General features: G+C 70.7%; 22 protein-coding genes. 6 read left to right on the forward strand and 16 right to left on the reverse strand.

All coding sequences use genetic code 11. The features are described from left to right. Nucleotides 1-21: 21 nt before the first annotated feature. From AB0903_RS13880 to AB0903_RS13905, 6 genes are all read right to left on the reverse strand, one after another. Nucleotides 22-1,137 (reverse strand): alpha/beta hydrolase-fold protein, encoded by a 1,116-nt coding sequence (locus tag AB0903_RS13880; RefSeq protein ID WP_366702324.1) that lies wholly within the window; start codon nt 1,135-1,137, stop codon nt 22-24. Between the two features lie 204 nt (nt 1,138-1,341). Further along, on the reverse strand, nt 1,342-2,370 hold the full coding sequence (locus AB0903_RS13885) for an alpha/beta hydrolase-fold protein (protein ID WP_366702326.1): 1,029 nt from the start codon (nt 2,368-2,370) through the stop codon (nt 1,342-1,344). A 38-nt stretch (nt 2,371-2,408) separates the two neighbouring features. Next, the gene (locus AB0903_RS13890) at nt 2,409-3,398 is read right to left on the reverse strand and encodes a hypothetical protein (protein ID WP_366702328.1); all 990 of its coding nucleotides are present in this window, start codon (nt 3,396-3,398) and stop codon (nt 2,409-2,411) included. Between the two features lie 243 nt (nt 3,399-3,641). Continuing rightward, on the reverse strand, nt 3,642-4,142 hold the full coding sequence (locus AB0903_RS13895) for an RICIN domain-containing protein (protein ID WP_366702447.1): 501 nt from the start codon (nt 4,140-4,142) through the stop codon (nt 3,642-3,644). A gap of 267 nt (nt 4,143-4,409) precedes the next feature. Continuing rightward, nucleotides 4,410-5,813, reverse strand: a complete 1,404-nt coding sequence (locus tag AB0903_RS13900) for a serine/threonine-protein kinase (protein WP_366702330.1) — start codon at nt 5,811-5,813, stop codon at nt 4,410-4,412. Between the two features lie 105 nt (nt 5,814-5,918). Next, complete coding sequence (locus tag AB0903_RS13905) at nt 5,919-6,728, reverse strand: serine/threonine protein kinase (RefSeq protein WP_366702332.1); 810 nt, start codon at nt 6,726-6,728, stop codon at nt 5,919-5,921. Nucleotides 6,729-7,001: 273 nt separating this feature from the next. On the opposite strand from AB0903_RS13905, the gene AB0903_RS13910 reads away from it, so the two are divergent. After that, nucleotides 7,002-7,619: a dihydrofolate reductase family protein gene (locus AB0903_RS13910; RefSeq protein WP_366702334.1), complete on the forward strand. Its 618-nt coding sequence runs from the start codon at nt 7,002-7,004 to the stop codon at nt 7,617-7,619. Nucleotides 7,620-7,857: 238 nt separating this feature from the next. On the opposite strand, the gene AB0903_RS13915 is transcribed toward AB0903_RS13910, so the two are convergent. Beyond that, complete coding sequence (locus AB0903_RS13915; RefSeq protein WP_366702336.1) at nt 7,858-8,880, reverse strand: DUF5954 family protein; 1,023 nt, start codon at nt 8,878-8,880, stop codon at nt 7,858-7,860. A 201-nt stretch (nt 8,881-9,081) separates the two neighbouring features. Between AB0903_RS13915 and AB0903_RS13920 the strand changes: the two genes are divergently transcribed. Then, complete coding sequence (locus AB0903_RS13920; protein WP_366702338.1) at nt 9,082-10,218, forward strand: ALF repeat-containing protein; 1,137 nt, start codon at nt 9,082-9,084, stop codon at nt 10,216-10,218. A gap of 73 nt (nt 10,219-10,291) precedes the next feature. Here AB0903_RS13920 and AB0903_RS13925 read toward each other — a convergent pair whose 3' ends face one another. Next, complete coding sequence (locus AB0903_RS13925; protein ID WP_366702340.1) at nt 10,292-11,449, reverse strand: acyl-CoA dehydrogenase; 1,158 nt, start codon at nt 11,447-11,449, stop codon at nt 10,292-10,294. A 175-nt stretch (nt 11,450-11,624) separates the two neighbouring features. Here AB0903_RS13925 and AB0903_RS13930 point away from each other — a divergent pair, with 175 nt between their 5' ends. Continuing rightward, complete coding sequence (locus AB0903_RS13930) at nt 11,625-12,968, forward strand: UDP-glucose/GDP-mannose dehydrogenase family protein (RefSeq protein WP_366702342.1); 1,344 nt, start codon at nt 11,625-11,627, stop codon at nt 12,966-12,968. Nucleotides 12,969-13,294: 326 nt separating this feature from the next. Here the strand turns inward: AB0903_RS13930 and AB0903_RS13935 are convergent, their stop codons facing one another. Next, the gene (locus tag AB0903_RS13935) at nt 13,295-13,792 is read right to left on the reverse strand and encodes a CGNR zinc finger domain-containing protein (protein ID WP_366702343.1); all 498 of its coding nucleotides are present in this window, start codon (nt 13,790-13,792) and stop codon (nt 13,295-13,297) included. 86 nt (nt 13,793-13,878) lie between these two features. Between AB0903_RS13935 and AB0903_RS13940 the strand changes: the two genes are divergently transcribed. Further along, entirely contained in the window at nt 13,879-14,250 is a 372-nt protein-coding gene (locus AB0903_RS13940) for a VOC family protein (protein WP_366702344.1), read from the forward strand. A gap of 172 nt (nt 14,251-14,422) precedes the next feature. Here the strand turns inward: AB0903_RS13940 and AB0903_RS13945 are convergent, their stop codons facing one another. From AB0903_RS13945 to AB0903_RS13960, 4 genes are all read right to left on the reverse strand, one after another. After that, nucleotides 14,423-15,607, reverse strand: a complete 1,185-nt coding sequence (locus AB0903_RS13945) for a membrane dipeptidase (protein WP_366702346.1) — start codon at nt 15,605-15,607, stop codon at nt 14,423-14,425. 133 nt (nt 15,608-15,740) lie between these two features. Further along, nucleotides 15,741-16,940 (reverse strand): dipeptidase, encoded by a 1,200-nt coding sequence (locus tag AB0903_RS13950; protein WP_366702348.1) that lies wholly within the window; start codon nt 16,938-16,940, stop codon nt 15,741-15,743. Nucleotides 16,941-16,946: 6 nt separating this feature from the next. Beyond that, on the reverse strand, nt 16,947-17,459 hold the full coding sequence (gene purE / locus AB0903_RS13955; RefSeq protein WP_366702449.1) for a 5-(carboxyamino)imidazole ribonucleotide mutase: 513 nt from the start codon (nt 17,457-17,459) through the stop codon (nt 16,947-16,949). Nucleotides 17,460-17,482: 23 nt separating this feature from the next. Then, complete coding sequence (locus AB0903_RS13960; protein WP_366702350.1) at nt 17,483-18,634, reverse strand: 5-(carboxyamino)imidazole ribonucleotide synthase; 1,152 nt, start codon at nt 18,632-18,634, stop codon at nt 17,483-17,485. Nucleotides 18,635-18,797: 163 nt separating this feature from the next. Between AB0903_RS13960 and AB0903_RS13965 the strand changes: the two genes are divergently transcribed. Then, a complete protein-coding gene (locus tag AB0903_RS13965) occupies nt 18,798-19,313 on the forward strand; it encodes a GtrA family protein (protein WP_366702352.1) in 516 nt (171 codons plus the stop codon). A 46-nt stretch (nt 19,314-19,359) separates the two neighbouring features. Here AB0903_RS13965 and AB0903_RS13970 read toward each other — a convergent pair whose 3' ends face one another. Continuing rightward, a complete protein-coding gene (locus AB0903_RS13970; protein WP_366702354.1) occupies nt 19,360-20,625 on the reverse strand; it encodes an ATP-binding protein in 1,266 nt (421 codons plus the stop codon). A 21-nt stretch (nt 20,626-20,646) separates the two neighbouring features. After that, nucleotides 20,647-21,324, reverse strand: a complete 678-nt coding sequence (locus tag AB0903_RS13975; RefSeq protein ID WP_366702356.1) for a response regulator transcription factor — start codon at nt 21,322-21,324, stop codon at nt 20,647-20,649. 486 nt (nt 21,325-21,810) lie between these two features. On the opposite strand from AB0903_RS13975, the gene AB0903_RS13980 reads away from it, so the two are divergent. Further along, nucleotides 21,811-23,331 (forward strand): oligopeptide:H+ symporter, encoded by a 1,521-nt coding sequence (locus tag AB0903_RS13980; protein WP_366702358.1) that lies wholly within the window; start codon nt 21,811-21,813, stop codon nt 23,329-23,331. A 70-nt stretch (nt 23,332-23,401) separates the two neighbouring features. Here AB0903_RS13980 and AB0903_RS13985 read toward each other — a convergent pair whose 3' ends face one another. Further along, nucleotides 23,402-24,778 carry a hypothetical protein gene (locus AB0903_RS13985; protein WP_366702360.1) on the reverse strand — a complete coding sequence of 459 codons (1,377 nt, stop codon included), beginning with the start codon at nt 24,776-24,778 and terminating at the stop codon, nt 23,402-23,404. Between the last annotated feature and the right edge of the window lie 7 nt (nt 24,779-24,785).

Here is a 24,785-nt window from a genome sequence, read left to right on the forward strand (position 1 = left end):
TGTCGGTCGGTGCGTGGACGGTCATGCGGCCGCGAACGCCGCTTCGAGGCGTGGCACGTAGTCCACGAGGTCCTGGGACCAGCAGCCGCTGTTGTGGCCGCCGTCGCAGTGCTCGCCCCAGCCGGACCCGTCGCCGTAGTTCACGTAGTGGTACGGCTGTCCGAGGGCGTCCAGGCGGTCCTTCGAGTGCTGTGCCGCCGACTCGACCCAGAACTCCATGTTCGCCGGATCGCCGTTGCCGTTTCCGGTGTAGATCGCGACGCCCATGCCGGCCAGCCGGTCCATGTGCGCGACGGGGTCGGCCTCGTTCCAGCGCCAGTCGGCGTCGAACACCGGGTACGGCGTGCCGAAGATCGCGTCACTGGACACGGAAGGGCCGAAGTCGAGTCCGCAGACGGGTGCGGAACTCGATCCGCACAGCGGCGCCCCGATATTGGTCAGCGTGGCGACGACGGCTGCGCGGATGACGGCGTGGTTCCGGGAGAGTTCGTTGGCGCCGGAGAAGGTGGCGACCTGGCTGAAGAGACCGGGGTGGCCCTGGGCGTAGTGCAGTGCGCCGAACCCTCCCATCGAGATCCCTCCGACCGCCCGGCCCTGCTTGGTGGCGACGGTGCGCAGGTTGGCGTCGATGAAGGGGATCAGCTGGGCGATGTGGAAGTTCTCCCAGTTCTGCGCGCCCGCGGCGGTCTTCTGGTCGAGCCAGTTGGCGTACCAGCCCCGTCGGCCCCCGTCCGGGATGACCGTGATCATCGACCGGGCCTCGGTGAGGGCGGGATAGGCGAGGGCCGGGTTGCCCGGGTCGTCGGAGGCGCCGTGCAGGAAGTAGAAGACCGGATACCGCTTGGTGGGGCCGGCGGCGTAGTCGGCCGGGAGCAGGATGCGGATCCGGTGCTCGCCGGAGACCTCGGGCGTGGAGACGGTGATCACGAAGTTGGTGGCGGTGCCGGTCGCGGCACCGACCTGCGTCAGGCCGAAGCCGTCGGTCATCTCCGGTGGTGCCGGGGTGTCGGCCTGGGCGGGGGGAGCGCCCAGGAGCAGGACGGCTGTGGCCAGGGCGGCCAGCGCCGCCTTGACCCGTAGGAGCAGGGCCCGCGGGAGCGGTCCGGACGCGTGGTGTGGAGATGGTCTGGATGTCATGGCTCGAGTCCCCCGTATGGTCGGCCTCTGTGGAGAGTTTTTCTGGAGAAGGGTTCTGGTTCGCAGCCGGCGCCGGCCGCTCCGGCAGCACGGCGGCCGCCCCCGGGCAGCGCAGGGCACGGCGGCCCAGCACGGCGCAGGGCACGGCGGCCGCCCCCGGGCAGCACCCGGGGCAGCCGCCGGCAACGCCGCTGCCGGGCAGCGCTACGCCTTGCGGAGGCGGCCGATGATGCCGTTGAGGTCGTGGATGAACAGGTCCTCGCGGACGAAGTGGCCTCCACCCACCTCGTGCGACTCGTGCGGGATGCCGGCCCGGTCGAGGAAGCCGCGGAACTCCCGCTGGGTGTCGAGGACACCGACCTCGTTGAAGGTGTCCCAGAAGGTCGGCTCGGGACTGGTGCCGGCGACCATGAAGACCCGCTTGTTCCGGTAGCTCTCGACCCGCTCGACCGGGTTGTCCATGCTGACCCTGTTCTGGTCCCACGGAACGCCGTAGACCGTGCCACCGCCCAGCTCCACGGCCGCGGAGGACACGTTGGCCCAGTGCACGACCCCGCCCCTGATACCCATCGCGACACCGCGGAGGCTGGCCGGACCGGAGTGGGAGCTCACCGAGGCGAAGTGGCCCCAGTACTTGGCCGCGTACTTCAGCGCGCCGAAGCCGCCCATCGAGAAGCCGGAGACGGCCCGGCCGTCGTACTCGTCGTACGTCCGGAAGTTCGCGTCGATCCACGGGCGCAGCTGCTCGATGTGGAAGTGCTCCCAGTTCCGGGCGCCCACGTTGGAGCTGACCGCGTTGGAGTACCAGCCCGCCTGTCCGCCGTCGGGCATCACCACGATGATGGGCTTGCCGGCGGTCATCTCCCGGATGCGCTTGCGGTCCCAGGAGATGAAGTCCTCCTTGCCGCCGTGGAGCAGGTAGAGGACGGGGTAGGTGCGTCCGCTCCAGTGGTAGTCGTCGGGGAGCAGGACGTTGACGGCGGGGGCCCAGCCGCCGATCGCACCCGTCTGGAACCGGTAGTACCACATGCGGGGGTCGGTCTCCATGCGGTCCACGATGTGCAGGCCGAAGCCGTCACCGGCCGCTGCGCCCTTGGCGCCCTCGGCGCCCTTGGCGGCAGCGCCGGCGGTCGAAGCCGACGCGACGACTCCCGCGCCGCCGAGGGCCACCGCCGCGGAGACCCCGCCGACGGCCTTCAGGATGTTCCTGCGGGTGGTGTGGTGCTCGCTCAACTTTTCCTCCTGGTTCGGACATGCGTATTGATGGAGCGTCAGTTGTCTGTGATCCAGGTGCCCTTGTCGGGGTGCCAGTGGACGGTCGCGTTCTGGAACTTCTGCGCCTTGCCGCCGGCCTCGTCCACCTCGTCGGTGACCGGGTAGCCCAGCACCCCTTCGTGGCCCGCCTCATGGAAGGCGTCGTAGATCGCACCGTGCACGACATGGGTGCCGGTCTGCGGCGACCACAGGAACAGCCCCCGCTCGAAGAACTGGTAACGCCCGCGCGTACCGTCCGGCGCCGCGGACGCGTCCGCCTCGTCCATCGTCGGGAAACCCCAGCGCCGCTCCGAGTCCGTCGCCCGGAACCTGCCCAGGATGTCCCCGTGCACCGCGTACGCCACATCCGGACGCCACAGGACGATGCCGTGCTGGAACTCCTGGAAACGCCCGCCCAGCATCGCGTCCTCCTCGGCGCGGGCCGGCAGGCCGAGCGGGCCGTTCGGCCCGCCCAGGGCGTGGTACTTGGCGCCGATCGACCCGTACGGCTGGAATGCCTCGTCCCGCATGGCGCGGGCGATGCCCTCCGCCTGGTCGTAGCGTTCCGGATAGGCGGAGCGCTGCACCGCCTGGGCGAGCTGCCCCGCCGTGCTGCCCTCCATCCGCGGCTCCATCCGCTGGGCCACTTCGAAGAACTTGTTCGCCGCGTAGTCGACGTCGGTGACCTGTTCCGGCGAGCCCCAGCCCTGCGACGGCCGCTGCTGGAAGACGCCGAGCGAGTCCCTGTCCCCGCAGTTCAGGTTGTTCATGTGCGACTCGACCCAGCCGGTCTCGAAGCCGGCGAGCATCACCTTGTCGGACACTCCCCGGCGCTGCCCGACCTCGTAGACCTTGCGGGTCACCGCGATGTCCCGCTCCGCAGGGACGCCGCAGTACACCTCGGCCGGCGCGCTGTGCCCGAGAGGGCCGGGTACCGGGTCCGCGGGCTGTGCGGCCCATGCCGGGCGCGCCAGGGCGGCCACGGTCGTGACGAGCAGCAGAATCACTGATCCGAATCTCGCGCGTCGTACACCTGTGCCATGCACGTGGGCATGCTCCTTTGCCTCGGATGACGCCTTGACGGTGCCTGGGTGTCGCCGGGTGTCGCCGCCGGGCGGCGGCGGGTGGCGGCGGGTGGCGGCGGGTGGCGGCGGGTGGCGGCGGGTGGCGGCGGGTGGCGGCGGGAGCCGCCGGGCGGCGAAAACGCCGGCGGAGAGGGGAAACACCCGTCGGTGAAGAGGAACCGGGTGTCAGGACCAGCTCTGGTACTGGCTGTCGTTGCACGCCCAGGTACGGAAGCCCAGGCTGCTGTCGTCGATGCACCGCAGGGTGGCCTGGTTCTGGAACCGGACGGTGCCGTCGCCCCAGACCTTCACCCACCAGCTCTGCTCCGGGCTGGAGTTGCACGTCATGACGGTGCGGAAGCCGTTGTCGGTGTCCTCGACGCAGCGGCCCGTGTTGACGTTCCGCAGCTGGCGCGTGCCGTCGGCCCAGACGTGTACGTTCCACTTCTGCGGGTTGCTGCCGTTGCAGCTCCAGGTGCGGAATCCGTTGTCGGTGTCGTCCATGCACCGGCCCGTGGCCTGGTTCCTGAAGCTCTGGACGGCGTCGGCGACGGCCGGGCCCGTGCTCGCGGCAGCCGCGGCGGCGGCCGGCGAAGGTACGGCAGGGTCGCCGACGGCAAGGGCAGCGGGTGTCGCCTGTACGAGGGAGACAAGGGCAAAGGCCCCGCCCACCAGGAGTGTTCGCATGCTGCGCACGTGTCTGCACTCTTCCTCTCGTGGTGGAACCAACGCCCGATGCCGTTGGTTCCGCTGGTGCGCAAGCTAGCCTCGCGGCCCCCGGCAACGGCATCCGGAACGATCCGGAGTGACATCGCCACGAGGCCCCTGATGTGCTGCGCATGCCGCCGTGACACCGGCATCCCGGCCGCCCCGCACGGGGCGCCCCGTCTCAGCGAGCAAGGTTGCGGCTGCTCCTCACCGCACAGAGGTTCCCTCACCGCACAGAGGTTCCCCTCACCGCACAGGGGTGAGGGGCGGGCACCGGGGTACCTCGGGGCGATCCTTCGCGCGCACGGCGGGCAGCCACGCGACGGACCGTGCGGAGCCCCGCGGGAGACGGACCCGGAACCACTCTGCGGACTGCCTGTCCGCCTCGTCGATGATGGGAATCCCTTGAGGAAGGCGGCAGTCGACGGCGAGGACGTCGCCGTGCCACACCCGTGTCGGGACCACGTTCTCGCTCGTGTAGGGCAGCAGCGGATGGATCGCCAGGCCGAGGCTGCACTGCGGATCCCGGTCCGTACGATCCCGGCAAGCCTGCTCGGCGTTGAACACCCGGACGGACACCGTGCCCGGACCGCCGTCACGCACGGCGTACGCTCCGATCGCCGCCGCCGCCGCTCCGCAGGCCACGACGGCCGCCAGTGCGGCACGGACCGCGGCTCGCCGGCGCGGCGCCGAAGGCCCGCCCGTACCGCCGGCCACGGACTGCCGGGCGGTGATGCGCGCCAGCAGGCTCTCGGCCGTGTGGGCGGCGCGTACGGCGTGGGCCGGGGCCAGGCAGTCGGCGGCCAGCGCACGCCAGAACGGCGGCACCGCGTGGTCCAACCGCAGCACCGCGCGCCCCTCGGCGTACTCCTGTACGGCGGCACCGCGCGCCATCGGTGTCGCGCCGGGGAACGGCGAGACGCCCGACGCGAACACCTCGTGGATCATGATGCCCAGCGCCCAGATGTCGGCGCTCGGCCTGGACTCCACACCGTGCTCACCGAGCGGGGCCTTCCAGCGCTCGGGCGGGAGGTAGTCCATGGTGCCCATCGGCGGCGCGTAACCGTGGGTGCCGTGCGTGCCGGTGAGTTCCGTGGCGAGCCCGAAGTCGGAGAGCTTGACGGAGCCGTCCGCCATGAGCAGGACGTTGTCCGGTTTGAGGTCCCCGTGCACCCAGCCGCTGCGGTGCAGATGGGCCAGGCCCTCGCAGATTTCGGTGAACAGCCTGGTGCCTTCCGCCTCGGTCACCCCGGTGCCGAGCACATCCCGCAGACTGCGCGCGGCCCGCTCCATGACCAGCACGATCGCTCCGTCCAGCAATGGGCGGTCCGGTTCGCTGAGCACGACGGTGTCCAGCAGGCGGATCAGCCTCGGATGGCCGGCCCGGCGGCCGAGCTCCACCTCCCGGCGGGCGGATTCCGCGACGCTGCGTGCCTGACGCGGCGCGAGACCGGCGGTCGGCAGGAACTTGAGCGCGACGTCCTCCCGGCCCGCGGAGCGGCCACCGTCGTCTCCGGCGGGTCGTCCCGCATAGACCGTGGCCCAGCCACCTGCCGCGATCGACTCGGTGACCTCCCAGTCGCCGACGCGATAGCCGCGCGGCAGCAGTACCGAACCGTCACTTCCCGACGTGTCGGCCGAGCCGGACACCGTCTCCTCCTCCGTTCCACCGGCCGTGTCGGCGCGCTCCTCCCGTCACGACGCCCGCCGCTCGCGCTCCTCCGGTCCACCGGCCGTGTCGGCGCGCTCCTCCGATCACGACGTCTTCCACTCCCGTGGCCCCGGCCCCGCTCCCGTCCGGGGCGGCAGCAGGGCGAGATGCTCCTCCCGTACGAGCCCGAACCGCAGCACGAGTCCCACGATCGATTCCCGCTTGCCGTTGCGGCGGGTGCCCGCGGAAGCCCCGTGGTCGGCCGGTGCGCCGATCCGCATCTTCTCTTCGGCGAGGTAGTCGATGTGTGAGCTGACCGCCCGAGCCGTCAGCCGGCCGCAGGCGGCGTGCCCCCTCAGCCGCTCGACGATCTGGGGGGTGGTCGGCACCGCCACCGACGACTCGTCACGCAGGCGCGGTTCGCAGAGCGCGACCAGTACCAAGAAGTAGAGGGAGGTCTCGTCGAGTGAGTAGGCCGTGACGGTACGGCTGCCCCACTGGCCGTTCGCGCCGTCTGCGGGCAGGTACACATGGTCGGGGGCGAACACCTGGAACGCGACCCCGGTACTGCGGCGGGTGGGCAGCACGACGCGGGAGAATTCGAAGGGAATGGGCGCTCCGGCCCGTCGTGGCGGCACTCTGAGGTATTCCCCCGCACCCTCCGGGTTCTCCACCAGATAGCTCTGGCTCGTACTGTGGTTGCTGAGCTGCCAATGATCGTCCGTCACCCGGATCTCCCCCGCCAGCCGGGAGATCGCCGCGTCGTCGAGGCGGAGTTCGACCGGGGTCGTCGCAGAGCCTCGCCCGAAACGCACCGACTCCCCCGGCCCCAGCCGTAACGTCACCGCCTCACCGCTCGACTCCCCTCCGTCACCGCCGTTCCCCGGCGGCAGATGGATCACTACCCCGCTCACTGCCCCTCCTCGCCCGGCTGCCGCGCACCGTCACACGCGCGGCGTCCGCCGGCTCCCCCGACACATGGAACGAGTCTGCCGCGCGACGCAGTCCACGCAGAGGCCATTTCTGGAATAAGTTTCTAGTCTTTCGGCCACTTCGGGTGGGCCGCGGGCACCCCGCCAAGGACCGGCCGGGAAGAGGGGGCGCCTCCGGTGACGTGTCACCGATGAGTTTCCGCGGCCCTCGTCGTCTACTGAGGCAAGAACCTACGACTTGTATGGAGAGCGGACATGAGGAAGATCATCGCGCAACTGTTCATCTCGCTCGACGGCGTCGTGGAGGCGCCCCACGAGTGGCACTTCCCCTACTTCAACGACGAGATGGGTACCGCCGTCGACGCCGCTCTCGGCTGTGCCGACACCTTGATCCTGGGCCGCAAGACCTACGACGGCTTCGCCGGCGCGTGGCCCGAGCGCGAGGCCGCCGGCGGTGAGGACGCCCCCTTCGCCAAGGCTCTCGGCGACGCGCGCAAGATCGTCGTCACGCACCAGGAACTCGACCTCACCTGGCGGAACTCTGAGCGGCACAAGGGCGATCTGCTCGACGCGGTCATCGCGCTGAAGAACGAGCCCGGCGACAGCCCCATCGGCATCAGCGGCTCCGTTTCCGTGGTCCGCCAGCTGCTGGCCGCAGGGCTGCTGGACGAGCTGAACCTGCTGGTGCACCCGGTGGCCGTCCGCAAGGGCATGCGCCTGTTCGACGAAGGCGAGACGCCGGTCCTCCTGAAGCTGATCTCCTCCCAGACCTTCGAGACGGGCGTGCTCAACCTCTTCTACGGCCCGGCCGAGCCGGCCACAGAGGCGACGTACGACGACGCCAAGGCCCACCTGTCCCAGCCGGAGGAGTGACGGCACCGGCACCGGCCGCCAGCCGGGGCCGGGGGCGGACCGGCGTGGACCTGAGCGGACCTGCCATGCGCGGCGGCCTGGACCGGGGCCGGGCAAAGCGACCACAGACCGACGGGCCGGGCAGACCGACCGCAGACCGCCGACGACGGGGCCAAAGAACGCGAACCGGCCCGGTGGACGGAGCCAGGGCGGGGCCGGCCCCGAACGGCAGCCGGTACCGACGAACGCCCGCATCTCTTCAGGCGCCTTCGCTTTCGTAGGTGATGGTTCCCCACTCGTCCATCGTCGGATGGATCTGCATCGGCTCCTGGCTGTTCACGTCCGACGGACGCGGCGGCTCCGGACCGTCGGGCCCGATGCGCACCATGCGCTCCACCCGGACGATCTGGAAGCACCGCCCGCGCACCACCAGTTCGTCGGGGCGGGTCCGCCGCATGAAGCGCTCGGCGGCACGGGCGTAGACAGCGGCCTCCTTCTCGTCGACGTCCTCCAGCATCGGCATGAACTCCTGCAGGCGGTGCACCAGGCAGCGCCGGGCGTCCTGGGGGGTCGGAAGCGCCGCGGAAACCATCGACCATCCGTCCCGGGTTCTCTCCATCACCCGGAACGCCGTCGGCAGCAGCACCACTCCAGGGTGCGTACGCAGGGCACGCCGGGAGTCGGCCAGCACATCGGCGGGGTAGCGCTCGGAGGCGTACGCGAGATTGACCAGCGCCGCCCGGTCGAGACCCTCCGACAGTCCGACGACCGAGGCGTGGTCGAGCACGAAACCCTTCGTACGCGACTCTCCGCGCGCCGAACGGTCCCACCCTTCGCAGTCCACGTCCGTGGGCCGTGGCGGCTCCAGTCGGCCGTCGCCGAGTCTCGCGAACTCGTCGGCCCGGACGATGCGGTAGCGCGTCCCGGCCACCTTCAGCTCGTCCACCCGCTCCCTCTCGAGCCGGGTCACGGCATCCAGCAGCTCCCGTCGTTCACGGGGGTCCTCCGTCTCGTCCTTGGCCTTGAACCAGAGATGCGAGTTGAGCGAGTCCCGCGCGACCTGCGGGCACCCTGAGGAATCCATGTCCGCCGTCAACCGCCACCGCGGCCGCTCCCCGCGCCGCTGCTCCGCCACCCCGAACAACGGCCCGCGCACCACGATCTCCGGATACTTCACGTGGGAGGCGAAGGCATCCACCTCGGTGACCTCGGACACCGGGTCGGCCTGTTGCCGGATGTTGATGACGAGATGACTCGGCACATTCGCTGAGTGATCGACCATGCGCACAGTGTGGCGTCGGGCCGGTGGACCCGTCAGGCGTTCCAGGGAATTGCGTGTGGACATCGCGGGGCGGAGTACGGAGGAGGCCCGCCGAGGGGGCCGCGGCCCGAGCCGCCGTCGTCGCAAACCATTCAATCAAGTCATTACTCACGCGTAGAGTTGACCGACCGTAAGAAAGATGTGAAGAACGTGGGAGCTTTCTTGAGATTGTCCCGGATCGCCTCGGCGGTCACCGCCGCTGCCATTGCTCCGGCCGTCCTGCTCGCGTCGCCGGCCTTCGCGAATCCCGGCGACGGTGGTGCGGCGTCCAACCCGTCGGCTCCGACCACGCCCGACCGGTCTCCCGCGGACGACGACGCACAGGCCGAGGAGGACCGCGCCGCGGTCCTCCGGATCATCGCCGCCGCCAAGCCCGGCTCCACCGTCGCCGAGCGGGGCAGCGCCGCCATCGACGCCGGGCCTGCAGCGATGCGTGAGTTCCTGAAGACCGGGCAACACGTCGCCCGCGACCAGGACAACCGTGTCCTGATCGCCCAGATCATCAGCGTCGGCGGCGTCTCCTTGGCGGAGGCCGGGCGGGAGGCGCTGAAGGGCACGCCCGAGGACCGCGCCGAGTTCCTGGAGACCGGGCAGCACATCGCCCGCGACATCGACAACAAGGTCCGCGTCGCCCAGATCCACAGCTCCGGCGGCCCGGGCGTGCAAGAAGCGGCCGAGGTCGCCCTGAAGGGTACGCCGGAGGATCGTGTCAGGTTCCTGGAGACCGGGCAGCACATCGCCCGCGACCAGGACAACCAGGTGCTCGTCGCGCGGATCGGCGAGGCCGGCGGCCCCGCCGTACGTAAAGCGGCCGACGCCGCGATGCACGGCAGCGCCCAGGACCGTGCCGAGTTCCTCGAGACCGGGCAGCACATCGCCCGCGACGAGGACAACCAGGTGCTCATCTCGCACATCATCAGCAGGGGCGGGCACCACGTGAAGGAAGCCGGCAAGGCGGCGCTGAAGGGCACGCCCGAGGACCGCGCCGAATTCCTGGAGAAGGGCCGGCACGAGGCGCGGGCCCTGAACGAGAAGGCCGCGGAAGAGGACGGCGGCGGCAACGACGGCACCGGTGACGGCACGGAACCTGCCGCCGGCTCCGGCAAGGCCGACACCGCCACGGCCAACGCCACCACCGGCGATCAGAACCTGAGCGCGACCGGAAGCAGCCGCACCCTGGCCACCACCGGCACCGACTCCGACGTCGCCCTGGCAGTCGGCGGCGCGTCCGCCGCGCTCGCCGCCGGTGCGGGTCTGCTGCTCGCCGCGCGCAGGCGCCGCACGGGCGCCGAGGGCTGAACCGTTGAAGGACGAAGGGGCGCCCCCGCCGTTCCCGGCAGGGGGCGCCCCTTCGTCCACCGCGGGAGGCTGCTTACGGCAGGTTGCGCGCCATCACGATCCGCTGGACCTGGTTCGTGCCTTCATAAATCTGGGTGATCTTGGCGTCGCGCATCATGCGCTCCACCGGGTAGTCGCGGGTGTAGCCGTAGCCGCCGAGCAGCTGGACGGCGTCCGTGGTGACCTCCATCGCGACGTCCGAGGCGAAGCACTTGGCGGCCGCGCCCTGGAAGGTGAGGTCGGCATCGCCGCGCTCCGACTTGGCGGCGGCCGCGTACGTCAGCTGGCGGGCGGCCTCGACCTTCATGGCCATGTCCGCGAGCATGAACTGCACGCCCTGGAAGTCCGCGATCGGCTTGCCGAACTGCTTGCGCTCCTTGACGTAGCCCTTGGCGTAGTCGAGGGCGCCCTGCGCGATGCCGAGCGCCTGGGCCGCGATGGTGATGCGGGTGTGGTCCAGGGTCTTCATGGCCGTGGCGAAGCCCGTGCCCTCCGCGCCGATCATGCGGTCGGCGGGGATGCGGACGTTGTCGAGGTAGACCTCGCGGGTCGGCGAGCCCTTGATGCCGAGCTTCTTCTCCGGAGCGCCGAACGAGACACCCTCGTCGCCCTTCTCGACGACGAAGGCCGAGATGCCCTTGGAGCGCTTCTCAGGGTCGGTGACGGCCATGACCGTGTAGTACTCGGAGACGCCGGCGTTGGTGATCCAGCGCTTCACACCGTTGAGGACGTAGAAGTCGCCGTCGCGGACGGCCTTCGTCTTCATGCCCGCCGCGTCGGAGCCCGCGTCGGGCTCGGACAGGCAGTACGAGAACATCGCGTCGCCCTCGGCGAGCGGCCCCATGTACTTCTTCTTCAGCTCCTCGGAGCCGGAGAGCAGCACCGGAAGCGAGCCGAGCTTGTTCACGGCCGGGATGAGGGAGGACGAGGCGCAGACCCGGGCCACCTCTTCGATCACGATGACCGTGGCGAGCGCGTCGGCGCCGGCACCGCCGTACGTCTCCGGCACGTGCACCGCGTGCAGGTCGGAGGAGACCAGTGCGTCCAGCGCCTCCTGCGGGAAGCGGGCCTCCTCGTCCACCGCGGCGGCGAACGGCGCGATCTTCGCCTCGGCGAGAGAGCGGACGGTCTCGCGGAGCATGTCGTGCTCCTCGGCCGGGCGGTACAGGTCGAAATCAGCGGTTCCCGCCAACGTCTCTCACTCCCCAGATGTTAACTACCGTTAAGTATTTCAATTTTAGACGCCCGCTCCGCACGAGGCATACGTGACCTTGGCGACAGCGACTCCGCCTCACGCGGAGACCTCCCCCGGTGCGGCCCGGATATGCTCGGGCGCGCACCTCTACCGCGCCACCAATGGAGCTCCCATGGCCCTCAAGATCACCGTGATCGGCACCGGCTACCTCGGTGCCACGCATGCCGCGGCCATGGCGGAGCTGGGCTTCGAAGTCCTGGGGCTCGACGTGGTCCCGGAGAAGATCGAGATGCTCGCGGCGGGCAAGGTCCCCATGTACGAGCCCGGACTCGAGGAGCTGCTGCGGCTGCACGTGGCCGGGATCGAGGGCTCCAGCGGCCGGCTGCGCTTCACCACCTCCTACGAGGAGGCGGGCGAGTTCGGTGACGTCCACTTCATGTGCGTGAACACGCCGCAGAAGCACGGTGAGTACGCGTGCGACATGAGTTACGTCGACACCGCCTTCGCCTCGCTGGCGCCGCACCTGAAGCACCCGGCGCTCGTCGTCGGCAAGTCGACCGTGCCCGTCGGCTCCGCGGAGCGGCTCGCCCGGCTGCTGACCGCGCGGGCGCCGGCAGGGCAGGACGTGGAACTGGCCTGGAACCCGGAGTTCCTGCGCGAGGGCTTCGCCGTCGACGACACACTGCACCCGGACCGGATCGTGGTGGGTGTGGGGAGCGAACACGCCGAGAAGCTGCTGCGTGAGGTGTACGCCACGCCGATCGGCGAAGGATCGCCGTTCGTGGTGACGGACTTCCCGACGGCGGAACTCGTGAAGACCGCGGCGAACTCGTTCCTCGCGACGAAGATCTCCTTCATCAACGCGATGGCCGAGGTGTGCGAGGCCGCCGGCGGCGACGTCGTGAAGCTGGCGGAGGCCATCGGGTACGACGAGCGGATCGGGAAGAAGTTTTTGCGGGCCGGTATCGGCTTCGGCGGCGGCTGCCTGCCGAAGGACATCCGCGCGTTCATGGCACGCGCCGGCGAGCTGGGCGCGGACCAGGCGCTGACCTTCCTCCGCGAGGTCGACTCGATCAACATGCGCCGCCGCGGGCACATGGTGGAACTGGCGCGGGAAGCGGTGGGCGGCACGTCGTTCCTCGGCAAGCGGGTGGCCGTGCTGGGTGCGACGTTCAAGCCGGACTCGGACGACGTGCGTGACTCGCCGGCGCTGAACGTCGCCGGGCAGATCCACCTCCAGGGCGGCCAGGTGACGGTCTACGACCCCAAGGGCACGGACAACGCGCGCCGGCTGTTCCCGACGCTGGGTTACGCGGACACGGCACTCGAGGCGGTGCGGGGCGCGGACGTGGTACTGCACCTGACGGAGTGGCGCGAGTTCCGCGAGCTGGACCCGGCGGAGCTGAAGGAGGCCGTGGCCTCGGCGATCATCCTGGACGGGCGCAACGCGCTCGACGCGGGAGCATGGCGCGATGCGGGCTGGACGTACCGGGCGATGGGGCGTCCGCGGGCGTAGTTCCCCCCACCCCAGCCCCTTCCGAAACCCTGTCGGGGGCTGGTGGAGGGCTGGTCTTTCGTGGGGCTGCCGCCCCCCGGGCCCCGCAGCGGCAGCTTCGCGCCGCAGGTGCCGGGTTTGGCCCGGCACCGCAGACAAGCGGCGGCTTCGCACCGCAGGCACAGCCGGGCAACGCCCGGCACCGCAGGCGCGGGCAGCAGCTTCGAGGTCCGGGCGGAAGCGTCTGGCCGAAACCGGGCGGTCCTCGCCGGGGCGGTCATGTCGTGGTGAGGGCCGGCGGCGGACGGGCATGGAGCCGGTGGCCCGGCAGGGGCGGGGCCGGCAGCTCAGGGAGCGCGGCGGGCGCGGTAGGTGCGCATTTTGGTGCGGGCGCCACAGACGGACATGGAGCACCAGCGGCTGCGGCCACCCGGACTGCGGTCGTAGTACGCCCAGTGGCAGTCCTCCGCCTCGCACGCCTTGAGGCGCGTCCACGTGCCGTCGGCCGTCGCCGTGGCGATGGCTTCCGCGACGCGGGAGTGGAGCGTCGTGGGGCGGACGGCGCGGACCGCGGCGGAGCCGTCGGGCGCGATCGCCACGCGCAGGGGCGCGTCGGCCAGGAGTGCGTCGAGGGCGGTCGACGTGCCGTGCCCGGCGTGCGCGAGGCAGGCCGCGCGGAGCGCCTCACGGAGGTCACGCGCCGCCGGAACCTCGGGCGGGGCGAGGGCGAAGCGCTCTCGGGCCTCCTGCGTGTCGAGGCCGTCCGCGCCGGTCTCGATGTCCAGCGTGTTCACCAGCGCCTCGATCAGCGCGAGGCCCCCTGGCGCGGGCGGCCTGTCATTCATGGTTGCGACGTTACCTGTAATGCGGGAGCATGCGGTAACCGCGTTACCGGTTGAAGGCGTTTACCGGTAACTACTGAGGAGGAAGCATGAGCATCGGCAAAATCGGGGCCGTCGTACTGGACTGCCCCGACCCGGTGGCCCTCGCCCGCTTCTACGCCGAACTCGTCGGCGGGACGGTCGAGCAGGTCGAGGAGGACGGGGACAGCTGGGTGGACCTCGAAGGGGCCGAGGGCGCGGCGCTCGCGTTCCAGGCGGCGCCCGGATTCGTACCCCCGAGCTGGCCGTCGACCGAGAGGTCGCAGCAGTTCCATCTGGACGTGACCGTCGAGGACCTGGACGCCGCGGAGGCGCAGGTGCTGGCGCTGGGTGCCACCGTGCTGGAGGCGGAGGACCGCAAGCGGTCCTTCCGCGTCTACGCCGACCCGGCGGGGCACCCGTTCTGTCTCTGCGCCTGCTGAGCCGGCCCCCGCGTCAGAGGTCCAGCGCGCCGCTCGGCCAGGGCAGACGTCCAGCACACCGACGGTCGCGTCAGAGGTCCAGCACGCCGCTCGGCCGGGGCAGACGTTCAACACGACGGCCCGTCGGCGCGGGCAGACGTCCGGCGCGCCGATGGGCCGGGCTAGAGGCGGGCTAGAGGTCCAGCGCGCCGATGGCCGCCCGCGAGGGCGCCCGGCGCGGCTGGGCGGCGCGGGCGGCGAACTCGGTGCCGCGCAGCACCCGGGCGACGTTCGACCAGGTCAGGCCGGTGACCTCCGTTTCGGACCAGCCCCGTTCGAGCAGCTGAGCGATGAGCCTCGGCACGCAGGAGACGTCCTGCAGACCAGCCGCGTGCGTCAGGCCGGTGTCGTACGCGCCGCTGAGGGCGACGGACTCCGGCCCGGCGATCTCACGGATCCGGTCGAGCCGGTCGGCGGTCTCCAAAAGCGTCCCGGCGGTGCACATCACCATGCAGACGCCGTTGTTGGCACGCAGCCCGCGCAGCACGTCGTCCGGCAGCGGCTCGGCCTGGTGCGAGAGAAGCACCGGGGCCCTGGTGATCGCGAACGTGCGGAGCACCGTTTCGGACGAGCAGCCCGAGAGGTCCACGAGGACACCGAGCCGGTTCATCTCGCGGACCATCTCGTGTCCGAAGGGCGTCAGGCCGCCGCGCTGCGTCCAGCGCGTACCGGCGAGGGTCACGCTGCGGACGCCGAGTGCGTACACGGCGCGCAGCACGGCGAGCGAATCGCCGAGCGCCGGGCCCGACATCGGGCCGAGGAGTACGGCGATCCGCCCGCGGTTGCGGCTGTCCACGACCTCGTCGGCACTGAGCGCGAGCCGCAGGCCCTCCGGGCAGTCGGCCACCGTGGCCCGTACCAGGTCGATCAGTTCCAGCGCCGCGCCGAGCGAGGGGGCCTCGGCACCGTCGGCCGGTTCCCGCAGGGACCAGAACTGCGCTCCGATCCCGCCGCGGCGCAGCCGCGGGACGTCGGTCTCCAGCAGGCTCTCGCCGGCTTCGAGGTCGTACCGGTGCATGCTGCGCAGCACGGGCGCGAGACCGCTGTAACCGTCGATCAGGGGATGGCTGCGCAGAAGCTGCCGGGCGCGGGTGAGGGGCTCGACGCGAGGCACCTCTGCCTGCCGCGCCGGGGTCCCGGGCGCGGGCCCCTCCGGTGCGGCGGTCTCCGGCGCCTCCGGCTGCTGCGACGACGCGTCGCGCGACGCGGGCTCCGGATCGGGAGGCGCGGCCGTCGCCGCCCCGAGTGCGTCGAGATCACCCTCGAGACCGTCCAGTTCGACGGTGGTGAGGGACGAGGCGTCGTGCAGATCAGCCATGTGGTGCTCCGGGTTCGCCGGCGTGTGCCGTTACGCCAACCGTGGCACGGGAGCAGAGGGGGGGTCGCGGCGAGTGGTGCGTTCGGGGTATGCGGCCGGGAACCGCGCACTCCGGCGAGAGCAGTCCGGCTGCTCAGATCGCGTCGAGTTCGTCGATCGTCACGTTCGACGGGCCGCGGGTGGCCTGGAGGTCGGCGGCCACGTCCTCGGCCGCCCGCAGGGCGCGGACCGCGTTGTGCCAGGTCAGCTTGGCCAGGTCGGCGTCGGACCAGCCGCGGCGCAGCAGCTCGGCGATCAGGTTCGGGTAGCCCGCGACGTCCTCCAGTCCGGCCGGGGTGAAGGCCGTCCCGTCGAAGTCGCCGCCGATGCCGATGTGGTCGATGCCGGCGACCTCCCGCATGTGGTCGAGGTGGTCGGCGACCGTGGCGGCGGTGGCGACGGGTCGCGGGTTCGCCGCCTCGAACGCCTCGTGGATCTTCATCGCCCGCTCCGTGGTGTCCAGGTGGTGCAGTCCCTGGGCACGCAGGTTCTCGTCCGCGGCACGGGTCCATTCGACGGCCGCGGGGAGGATGAACTTCGGCACGAAGGTCGCCATCGCCACGCCCCCGTTGCCGGGCAGCAGAGCCAGCACGTCGTCGGGGACGTTGCGCGGGTGGTCGCAGACGGCCCGCGACGAGGAGTGCGAGAAGATCACCGGCGCGAGGGATGTGGCGAGCGCGTGGCGCATCGTCGTCGCCGCGACGTGCGAGAGGTCGACGAGCATGCCGATGCGGTTCATCTCGCGTACGACCTCGTGGCCGAAGGCGGAGAGGCCGCCGACACCGGGCTCGTCGGTCGCGGAGTCCGCCCAGGCGGTGTTGTCGTTGTGCGTGAGGGTCATGTACCGCACACCCAGCGCGTACAGGCCGCGCAGAGTGGCGAGCGAGTTGTTGATGGAGTGGCCGCCCTCGGCACCCATGAGCGAGGCGATCCTGCCCTCGTCGCGGGCGGTCTCCATGTCGTCGGCGCTCAGGGCGCGCGCCAGGTCGGCGGGGTAGCGCTCGAGGAGCTGGTCGACGATGTCGATCTGCTCCAGGGTCGCGCTCACCGCCGCGTCCCCGGCCATGTCGCTGCGGACGTACACGGACCAGAACTGCGCCCCCACCCCTCCGCTGCGCAGCCGGGGGATGTCCGTGTGGAGCCTGCCCTTCTGGTCGGCCGCGATGTCCATGCGGTCGAGGTCGTAGCGGACATGCTGCCGCAGTGCCCAGGGGAGGTCGTTGTGGCCGTCGACGACGGGGTGCGCGGCGAGCAGTTCGCCGGCCCGCTCGAGAAGATCCGTGGGGGTGTCCATTGGCTGTTACTTCCCGGCGCCCTGCTTGCCGAAGCCGAAGGGGTCCTGGCCCGCGACCTTGGCGCGCAGCCGCTTGCCCTTCTCGGTGGCCTGGTCGTTCAGTTCCCGCTGGAAGTCCTTCATACGGGCGAGCAGCTCGGTGTCGTGCGTCGCGAGGATACGGGCGGCGAGCAGTCCCGCGTTGCGCGCGCCGGCGACGGAGACGGTGGCGACGGGTACACCGGCGGGCATCTGCACGATGGAGAGCAGGGAGTCCATGCCGTCGAGGTACTTCAGGGGCACGGGTACGCCGATGACGGGCAGCGGCGTGACGGAGGCGAGCATGCCCGGCAGGTGGGCCGCTCCACCGGCACCGGCGATGATCGCCTTGAGGCCGCGGTCGGCGGCCCCTTCTCCGTACGCGACCATCTCGCGCGGCATACGGTGCGCGGAGACGACGTCGACCTCGTACGCGATCTCGAACTCGTCGAGCGCCTGCGCGGCCGCCTCCATGACGGGCCAGTCGGAGTCGGACCCCATGACAATGCCAACGACAGGGCTGTTCACTCGGCGATCGTTCCTCTCAGGTAGCCGGCGGCGTGGCGGGCGCGTTCGAGCGCGTCGGCCAGGTCGTCGCCGTATGCGTTGACGTGCCCCACCTTGCGGCCGGGCTTCACGTCCTTGCCGTACATATGGATCTTGAGCTGCGGGTCCCGTGCCATGCAGTGCAGATAGGCCGCGTACATGTCCGGGTAGTCACCGCCCAGAACATTGCACATGACCGTCCACCCGGCGCGGGGGCGCGGATCGCCCAGCGGCAGGTCGAGCACGGCGCGGACGTGGTTGGCGAACTGCGAGGTGACCGCGCCGTCCTGGGTCCAGTGGCCGGAGTTGTGGGGGCGCATGGCGAGCTCGTTGACGAGGATGCGGCCGGTGCCGTCGGCATCCACGGTTTCGAACAGCTCGACGGCGAGGTGGCCGACGACACCGAGCTCCTTGGCGATGCGCAGCGCCAGTTCCTGGGCCTGGCCGGCCAGCTCGGGGTCGAGATCGGGTGCGGGCGCGATCACGGTGTCGCAGACGCCGTCGACCTGCTGCGACTCGACGACCGGGTAGGCGACGGCCTGGCCGTGCGGAGAGCGGACGACGTTCGCCGCGAGCTCGCGGCGGAAGTCGACCTTCTCCTCGGCGAGGACCGGGACGCCCGCCTTGAACGGGGCCGCGGCGTCCTCTTCCGTACGGACGAACCAGACGCCCTTGCCGTCGTAGCCGCCCTGCACCGTCTTCAGGATGACGGGGAAGCCCCCGACCTCCGCGGCGAACGCCGTCACGTCGGCCGGGTCGGCCACGATCCGGTGGCGCGGGCAGGGCACACCGATCTCCATGAGCCTGGTGCGCATCACGCCCTTGTCCTGGGCGTGCACCAGGGCCTCGGGCCCCGGCCGGACCGTGATGCCCTGCGCCTCCAGGGCACGCAGGTGCTCGTACGGCACATGCTCGTGGTCGAAGGTGATCACGTCACAACCGCGCGCGAACTCGACGAGCGTGTCCAGGTCGCGATAGTCGCCGACGACGACATCGCTCACCACCTGGGCCGCCGAGTCCTGAGGGGTGTCACTGAGGAGCTTGAACTTCAGGCCGAGGGGGATACCCGCCTCATGGGTCATGCGGGCGAGCTGACCGCCGCCGACCATGCCGACTACCGGGAACGTCACTCTCCTAGGGTATCCGCCCAGCCGACGGGCCCCGACTTCCGTATGTTCCGACAGCCGCTGTATCGCACGTCACATCGCCCCCATGGCTCACGCGCGACTCGGAGAGCCGCTGGTTAGCATGACATTGACGACGCTGCCGATCTGATGAGGCTGGGCTCGCACTATGGGTGAACGAGGCGGAAGGCTGCGCGGGCAGCTGCACCAGCTCGTCCGGGAAGCGGCGAAGTTCGGCGCGGTCGGCGGGGCGGGGCTGCTCGTCAACCTCGCGGTCTTCAACCTCGTACGGCAGGTCACGGACATCCCGGTCGTCCGGGCGTCGGTACTGGCGACGATCGTCGCCATCGCCTTCAACTACGTGGGCTTCCGGTACTTCACCTACCGGGACCGCGACAAGAGCCGCCGGACCCGCGAGCTGACCCTGTTCCTGCTGTTCAGCAGCGCCGGCCTGGTGATCGAGAACGGTGTCCTGTACACGGCCACGTACGGCTTCGGCTGGGACACCCCGCTGCAGAGCAACATCTTCAAGTTCCTGGGGATCGGTGTCGCGACGCTGTTCCGGTTCTGGTCGTACCGCACCTGGGTGTTCCGGGCGCTGCCGCCGCGGGAGGCCGTGCTGTCGGCCGAATCGTTTCTCGAGCCGCGCCGGCCGGAGCCGGTACGGGACCCCGTCGGCCGCTGAGCCGGCCCGGGACCGGGACGCCGAATGAAGGAGCGGCGCGCAGCGGTCATCTGACCGTCGGCTTCTCGTCCTTGCGTTTCCTCGCCACCCGGCTCAGGAAGAGCGCGAACACCGGGGGGTGCTGCTGCAGCAGTTCCAGCCGGCCGCCGTCCGCCTCCGCCAGGTCTCGCGCGACCGCCAGTCCGATGCCGGTCGAGTTGCGGCCGCTGATGGTCCGCTCGAAGATCCGCGCCCCGAGGTCGCTGGACACGCCGGGGCCCTCGTCCGTCACCTCCACCACCGCCTGGTTGCCGGTGACCCTGGTGCGCACCGCGATGGTGCCACCACCGTGCATCAGGGAGTTCTCGATCAGCGCCGCGAGCACCTGGGCCACCGCGCCGGGCGTGCCGACGGCCCGCATGCCCTGGCGGCCCGAGCAGACGATGGCCCGGCCGGCGCTGCGGCACGCCGGGCGCCACTCGTCCAGCTGCTGCTTCACCACCTCGTCCAGGTCGAAGACGACGGCCGAGCCCGTGCGCGGGTCGCGCGAGTTCGTCAGCAGCCGCTGGACCACGTCGGTGAGCCGCTCCACCTGGGTGAGGGCGACGCTCGCCTCCTCCTTCACGGTCGCCAGGTCGTCGGTGACCGTGATCTCCTCCAGCCGCATCGACAGCGCGGTCAGCGGCGTACGGAGCTGGTGGGAGGCGTCCGCGGCGAGCCGCCGCTCCGCGGTCAGCATCCGGGCGATCCGCTCGGCACTGGCGTCGAGCACGTCGGCGACCCGGTCCAGCTCCGGCACGCCGTAGCGGCGGTGGCGGGGCCTCGGGTCGCCGGAGCCGAGGCGTTCCGCGGTCTCCGCGAGGTCGGTGAGCGGTGAGCCGAGCCGGTTGGCCTGGCGTACCGCGAGCAGCACGGCCGCGACGACGGCGAGCAGCGCGACCGCGCCGATGATCAGCAGGGACCGGCCGACCTCGCGGTTCACCGAGGAGCGGGACTCCTCCACGGTGACCGTGATGCCCCGGTCACCGGCCGCCGTACCGCGGATGACGCTGCCCGAGGGCCGCTCGCCGATCTCGATGGCGCCCTGGCCGGGGACGACGATGCGGGCGTAGCGGGTGATGTCGCCCTGCTCGGCCAGGATGTCCGGATTGACCGGCTCACCGCCGACCAGTCGGTTCTCGACGATGCTGGCCAGGCGCACCGCGTCGGAATCCACGGTCTCCTGGGCGCTGTTGGTGATGGTGCGCGTCTCGACGAGCACCAGGGACACGCCGAAGACGGCGATGACGACGAGCACCACGGAGAGTGTGGAGGTGATCAGACGGCGGCGCATGGTGCCCGGTCTTCCTGGGTGTCAGGACTTCTCGAAGCGGAAACCGACACCGCGCACGGTGGCGATGTAGCGGGGGTTCGCCGCGTCGTCGCCGAGTTTCTTGCGCAGCCAGGAGATGTGCATGTCGAGCGTCTTGGTGGACGACCACCAGGTGGTGTCCCAGACCTCGCGCATCAGCTGTTCCCGGGTGACGACCCGGCCGGCGTCCCTGACCAGGACGCGCAGCAGGTCGAACTCCTTGGCGGTCAACTGGAGTTCCTCGTCCCCCATCCAGGCGCGGTGCGACTCGACGTCGATCCGGACGCCGTGTGTGGCGGGAGCCGGGGCGGGCTCCGCGGCACCACGCCGCAGCAGGGCCCGGACCCGGGCCAGCAGTTCGGCGAGGCGGAACGGCTTGGTGACGTAGTCGTCGGCTCCCGCGTCGAGACCGACAACGGTGTCCACCTCGTCCGCGCGTGCGGTGAGCACCAGGATCGGGATCGAGTGGCCCTCGGCGCGCAGCCGGCGGGCGACCTCCAGCCCGTCCATACCGGGCAGCCCGAGATCCAGCACCACGAGATCCACACCACCCGCGAGCCCCGCGTCGAGCGCGGCCGGGCCGTCCTCGCGCACCTCCACCTCGTACCCCTCCCGGCGCAGCGCGCGGGCCAGCGGTTCCGAGATGGATGCGTCGTCCTCGGCGAGCAGTACACGGGTCATGGAGTGATGGTAGTCCGCGGGGCGCCGCCCCCGTGGCTGGATCGTGCGACCCAGCGACTATGAGGTGCGACCCTGGTTGACACCTTGGATTTAGGGCAAATGTTCCATGATCACCTGTGATCCATCTCTCAAGTCCTTCCATATGCCGCACTGTCATGTCGTATGGTGGCGAGACACCCGTAGTACGACCCGGGGACCTCTGGCTGCCTTGCGCACCAGAGGTCTCTTTTCTGCGCGAAGGCCGGGGCCCGGTACCGTTCGAGCCGCTTCGAGCCCGGCCTGACGCAGTGAACGACCTGTCGGCCGGGCTCCGGGTGCGACACGGCTTCCGGGGCGTGGATCCCGGCGCGGACCGTTCCCAGCCTCCGAATCCGCGGAGGGACCCCCGAAGGCGTGGGGGTGGACCGTCCCGTACCGGTGCCGGCCTCCCCCACCGGGCGCGTACCGCTCACGAAGCGCCGCGTCCCGAGCAAGCAAGGAACGACCATGGCGTCCAGCCTGACGAAGGACTCCGCCAGTACCCCTGGCAGCGAGAAGACCTTCCTCGGCCACCCCCGCGGCCTGGCCACTCTCTTCCTGACGGAGATGTGGGAGCGCTTCAGCTACTACGGCATGCGCGCCCTTCTCGTGTACTACCTGGTCTCGGGCGGCGCCGACGCCGCCACGGGCAGCCAGGGCGGCGGGCTCGCGATGACCGCGGCGACGGCCACGGCCATCTACTCCGTATACCTGTCGATGGTCTACCTGATGGCCATGCCCGGCGGCTGGTTCGGCGACCGCGTCTGGGGCGCCCGCAAGACCGTGGCCATCGCCTCGACCGTGATCATGCTGGGACACCTGTCGCTGGCCCTGCCGGGGCAGGCGATGTTCTTCGTCGGTCTGGCCCTGGTCGCGGCCGGTTCCGGTCTGCTGAAGGCCAACATCTCGACGATGGTGGGCCACCTGTACGACGGCCCCGACGACCCGCGCCGGGACGGCGGTTTCACGCTCTTCTACATCGGCATCAACCTGGGTGCGTTCTTCGCGCCGCTCGTCATCGGCACGGTCGGCAAGGAAGTGAACTGGCACCTGGGCTTCGCGCTCGCCGCGGCCGGCATGGGCCTGGGTCTTCTGCAGTTCCTCTTCTTCACCCGCCACCTGAGCCCGAAGAGCAGCCTCGTCCCGAACCCGCTGACTCCGCAGGAGCGCACCGGCGTCCTGGTCAAGGTCGCGGCCGCCGTCGTGGTCGCCGCCCTCTTCTACGGCACCGTGGTCGCCCTGGGCCTGTACACCCTGAACTGGGCACTCGTGCCGCTGACCCTCGCCGGTCTGATCATCCCGGTCGCCGTCATCGTCCGCATCAAGCGCGACAAGGAGCTGACCGGATCCGAGCAGTCCAAGGTCAACGGCTACATCTGGTTCTTCGTCGCCGCCGCCATCTTCTGGATGATCTACGACCAGGGCGGTTCGACGCTGTCCCTGTTCGCGGACGGCAAGACCGCCGGCTCCGTGTTCGGCTTCGACTTCTCGGCCACCTGGTTCCAGGCCCTGAACCCGCTGTACGTGATGGCGCTGGCGCCGGTCTTCGCCTGGCTGTGGCTGTGGCTGGCCCGTAAGAACCAGGAGCCCAACACCATCGTGAAGTTCGCGATGGGCCTGGTGCTGATCGGTGCCTCGTTCTTCGTCTTCATCGTGCCCATGGCGATGGCGGGTGACGGCACCAAGGTCTCCCCGATGTGGCTCGTCTCGATCTACATGATCCAGACGATCGGCGAGCTGTGCCTCTCCCCGGTCGGCCTCTCGGTCACCACGAAGATGGCGCCGCAGAAGTACGCCAGCCAGATGATGGGGGTCTGGTTCCTCGCCGTCACCGCCGGTGACTGCACCACGGGCCTGCTGTCCATCGCGGGCGTCGATCTCAACGGAACCGGGATCATAGCCATGCAGGCCGCGCTGGCCGTCGGCGCGGGTGTCGCGATCTGGATGTACCGCAAGAAGGTGCAGGCACTCATGGGCAACGTGCACTGACACACCCCGTACACGGCGGGAGGGCCGCCGCACCGATCGGTGCGGCGGCCCTCCGTCCTTTCCCGGCGCGTCAGCGCGTGCCGCGCAGACGCTGCCACGGGGTGAACGTGAACACCGCGCCGCCGAGCAGGATCACCGTGCCGGCGACCAGGGCCAGGGCGCGCAGGGCGCCCGTGTGCTCCGCGCCGGTCTCGGCGAGGCCGCCGGAGCTGCCGGCCGAACCGCCTGACGCGCCGCCCGAGGTGGACGTGGTGCCGCCGGCGCCCGTACCGCCCGACGCGCCGCCCGGCTGGGCCGACGTGTCGAGCTCCAGGGAGAACGGGACGCCGGCCGGCGGGGTGCAGGTCGTGGTGGTGCCGAGCGCCTCGATCGTGAGGACGCCGGGGCTGAGCGTCGCCTTGCCGGTGGCGCCCGGCTTGTACGTGCCGGTGAGGTCGGGGATCGCGATCGGTTCTCCGGACTTGACGGGTTCCTTGTTGGTCGGGCCCTCGACGTGCACGAAGCCCTTGTCGGCGCCGCCCAGTGCGACCTTCATGGAGGGTTTCACCGAGTCGGCCGGGATGTCGGCTGGGCTGTCCATCACGGACTTGGAGAACTTCACGGTCAGCTCGTAGGTCCCACCGTTCTTCGCGGCGTCGATACGGACCGGGGAGACGGCGTTCTTGTCTCCGATGGGGGTCTTGCAGGCGTACGCGACCTCGATCTCCTTGCCCTTGAAGTCGCTCGGGCCGGGGTCGGTGGGCTCGCCGCCACCCGAGGCGCCACCGGACGAGGTGGTGCCACCGGAGGTGGTTCCCCCGGACGTCGTCGTGCCGCCGGACGAGGTGGTGCCACCGGAGGTGGTTCCCCCGGACGTCGTCGTGCCGCCGGATGTCGTGCCGCCCGACGAGGTGGTGCCGCCCGACGTCGTACCGCCGCCGCCCTCCGTCACCTTGATCGTCGCGCCCGCCCCGGCCGTCTCCTTCGGCGCACACTTCGTGTCCGTCGGAATCGGCTTCGAGACGTTGATGGCGTACGCCCCCGGTGTCAGCGTCACCTCGCCGGCCTTCTCCAGCTTCAGCCTGGCCTTCATGTCGGGCAGGATCATCGGGCTGTTCTTCGGGATGGGCGGGTTCTGGCGGGTGCCCTCCAGCTTCAGCTCGCCGCTCGCCGCGCCGCCCAGGGCGATCGTGCCGGTCGGCTTGACCGTGTCCTTCTGCAGGTCCAGGACGTTCGGGTTCCTGGACGCGGCCTGGACGGTCTTCCACACCACCTCGACCTCGTCGCCGACCTTCGCCTCCGCGGGTGCGGTGATCTGCACCTTGGTGGTGCCCTGCACGGGCGGCAGACCGGAGATGGGCGGCGGGATGCACTCCGTCGCGTACGAGACCTCGGCGGCCTGGGCGGGGCTCGCGGCCGGCAGTATCCCCGCGCCGCCGAGCATCAGCGCGACCCCGGCCGCGCTCATCCTCCGT

The sequence above is a fragment of the Streptomyces sp. NPDC048389 genome (assembly GCF_040706335.1).
GTDB lineage: Bacteria > Actinomycetota > Actinomycetes > Streptomycetales > Streptomycetaceae > Streptomyces.

Coding starts and splice junctions, on each gene's coding strand:
- AB0903_RS13965 (WP_366702352.1), top strand. CDS start 18,798: ATGGGTGAACGAGGCGGAAGGCTGCGCGGGCAGCTGCACCAGCTCGTC.
- AB0903_RS13940 (WP_366702344.1), top strand. CDS start 13,879: ATGAGCATCGGCAAAATCGGGGCCGTCGTACTGGACTGCCCCGACCCG.
- AB0903_RS13915 (WP_366702336.1), bottom strand. CDS start 8,880: ATGGTCGATCACTCAGCGAATGTGCCGAGTCATCTCGTCATCAACATC.
- purE (WP_366702449.1), bottom strand. CDS start 17,459: ATGGGGTCCGACTCCGACTGGCCCGTCATGGAGGCGGCCGCGCAGGCG.
- AB0903_RS13975 (WP_366702356.1), bottom strand. CDS start 21,324: ATGACCCGTGTACTGCTCGCCGAGGACGACGCATCCATCTCGGAACCG.
- AB0903_RS13980 (WP_366702358.1), top strand. CDS start 21,811: ATGGCGTCCAGCCTGACGAAGGACTCCGCCAGTACCCCTGGCAGCGAG.
- AB0903_RS13985 (WP_366702360.1), bottom strand. CDS start 24,778: ATGAGCGCGGCCGGGGTCGCGCTGATGCTCGGCGGCGCGGGGATACTG.
- AB0903_RS13930 (WP_366702342.1), top strand. CDS start 11,625: ATGGCCCTCAAGATCACCGTGATCGGCACCGGCTACCTCGGTGCCACG.
- AB0903_RS13910 (WP_366702334.1), top strand. CDS start 7,002: ATGAGGAAGATCATCGCGCAACTGTTCATCTCGCTCGACGGCGTCGTG.
- AB0903_RS13945 (WP_366702346.1), bottom strand. CDS start 15,607: ATGGCTGATCTGCACGACGCCTCGTCCCTCACCACCGTCGAACTGGAC.
- AB0903_RS13970 (WP_366702354.1), bottom strand. CDS start 20,625: ATGCGCCGCCGTCTGATCACCTCCACACTCTCCGTGGTGCTCGTCGTC.
- AB0903_RS13935 (WP_366702343.1), bottom strand. CDS start 13,792: ATGAATGACAGGCCGCCCGCGCCAGGGGGCCTCGCGCTGATCGAGGCG.
- AB0903_RS13880 (WP_366702324.1), bottom strand. CDS start 1,137: ATGACATCCAGACCATCTCCACACCACGCGTCCGGACCGCTCCCGCGG.
- AB0903_RS13950 (WP_366702348.1), bottom strand. CDS start 16,940: ATGGACACCCCCACGGATCTTCTCGAGCGGGCCGGCGAACTGCTCGCC.
- AB0903_RS13895 (WP_366702447.1), bottom strand. CDS start 4,142: ATGCGAACACTCCTGGTGGGCGGGGCCTTTGCCCTTGTCTCCCTCGTA.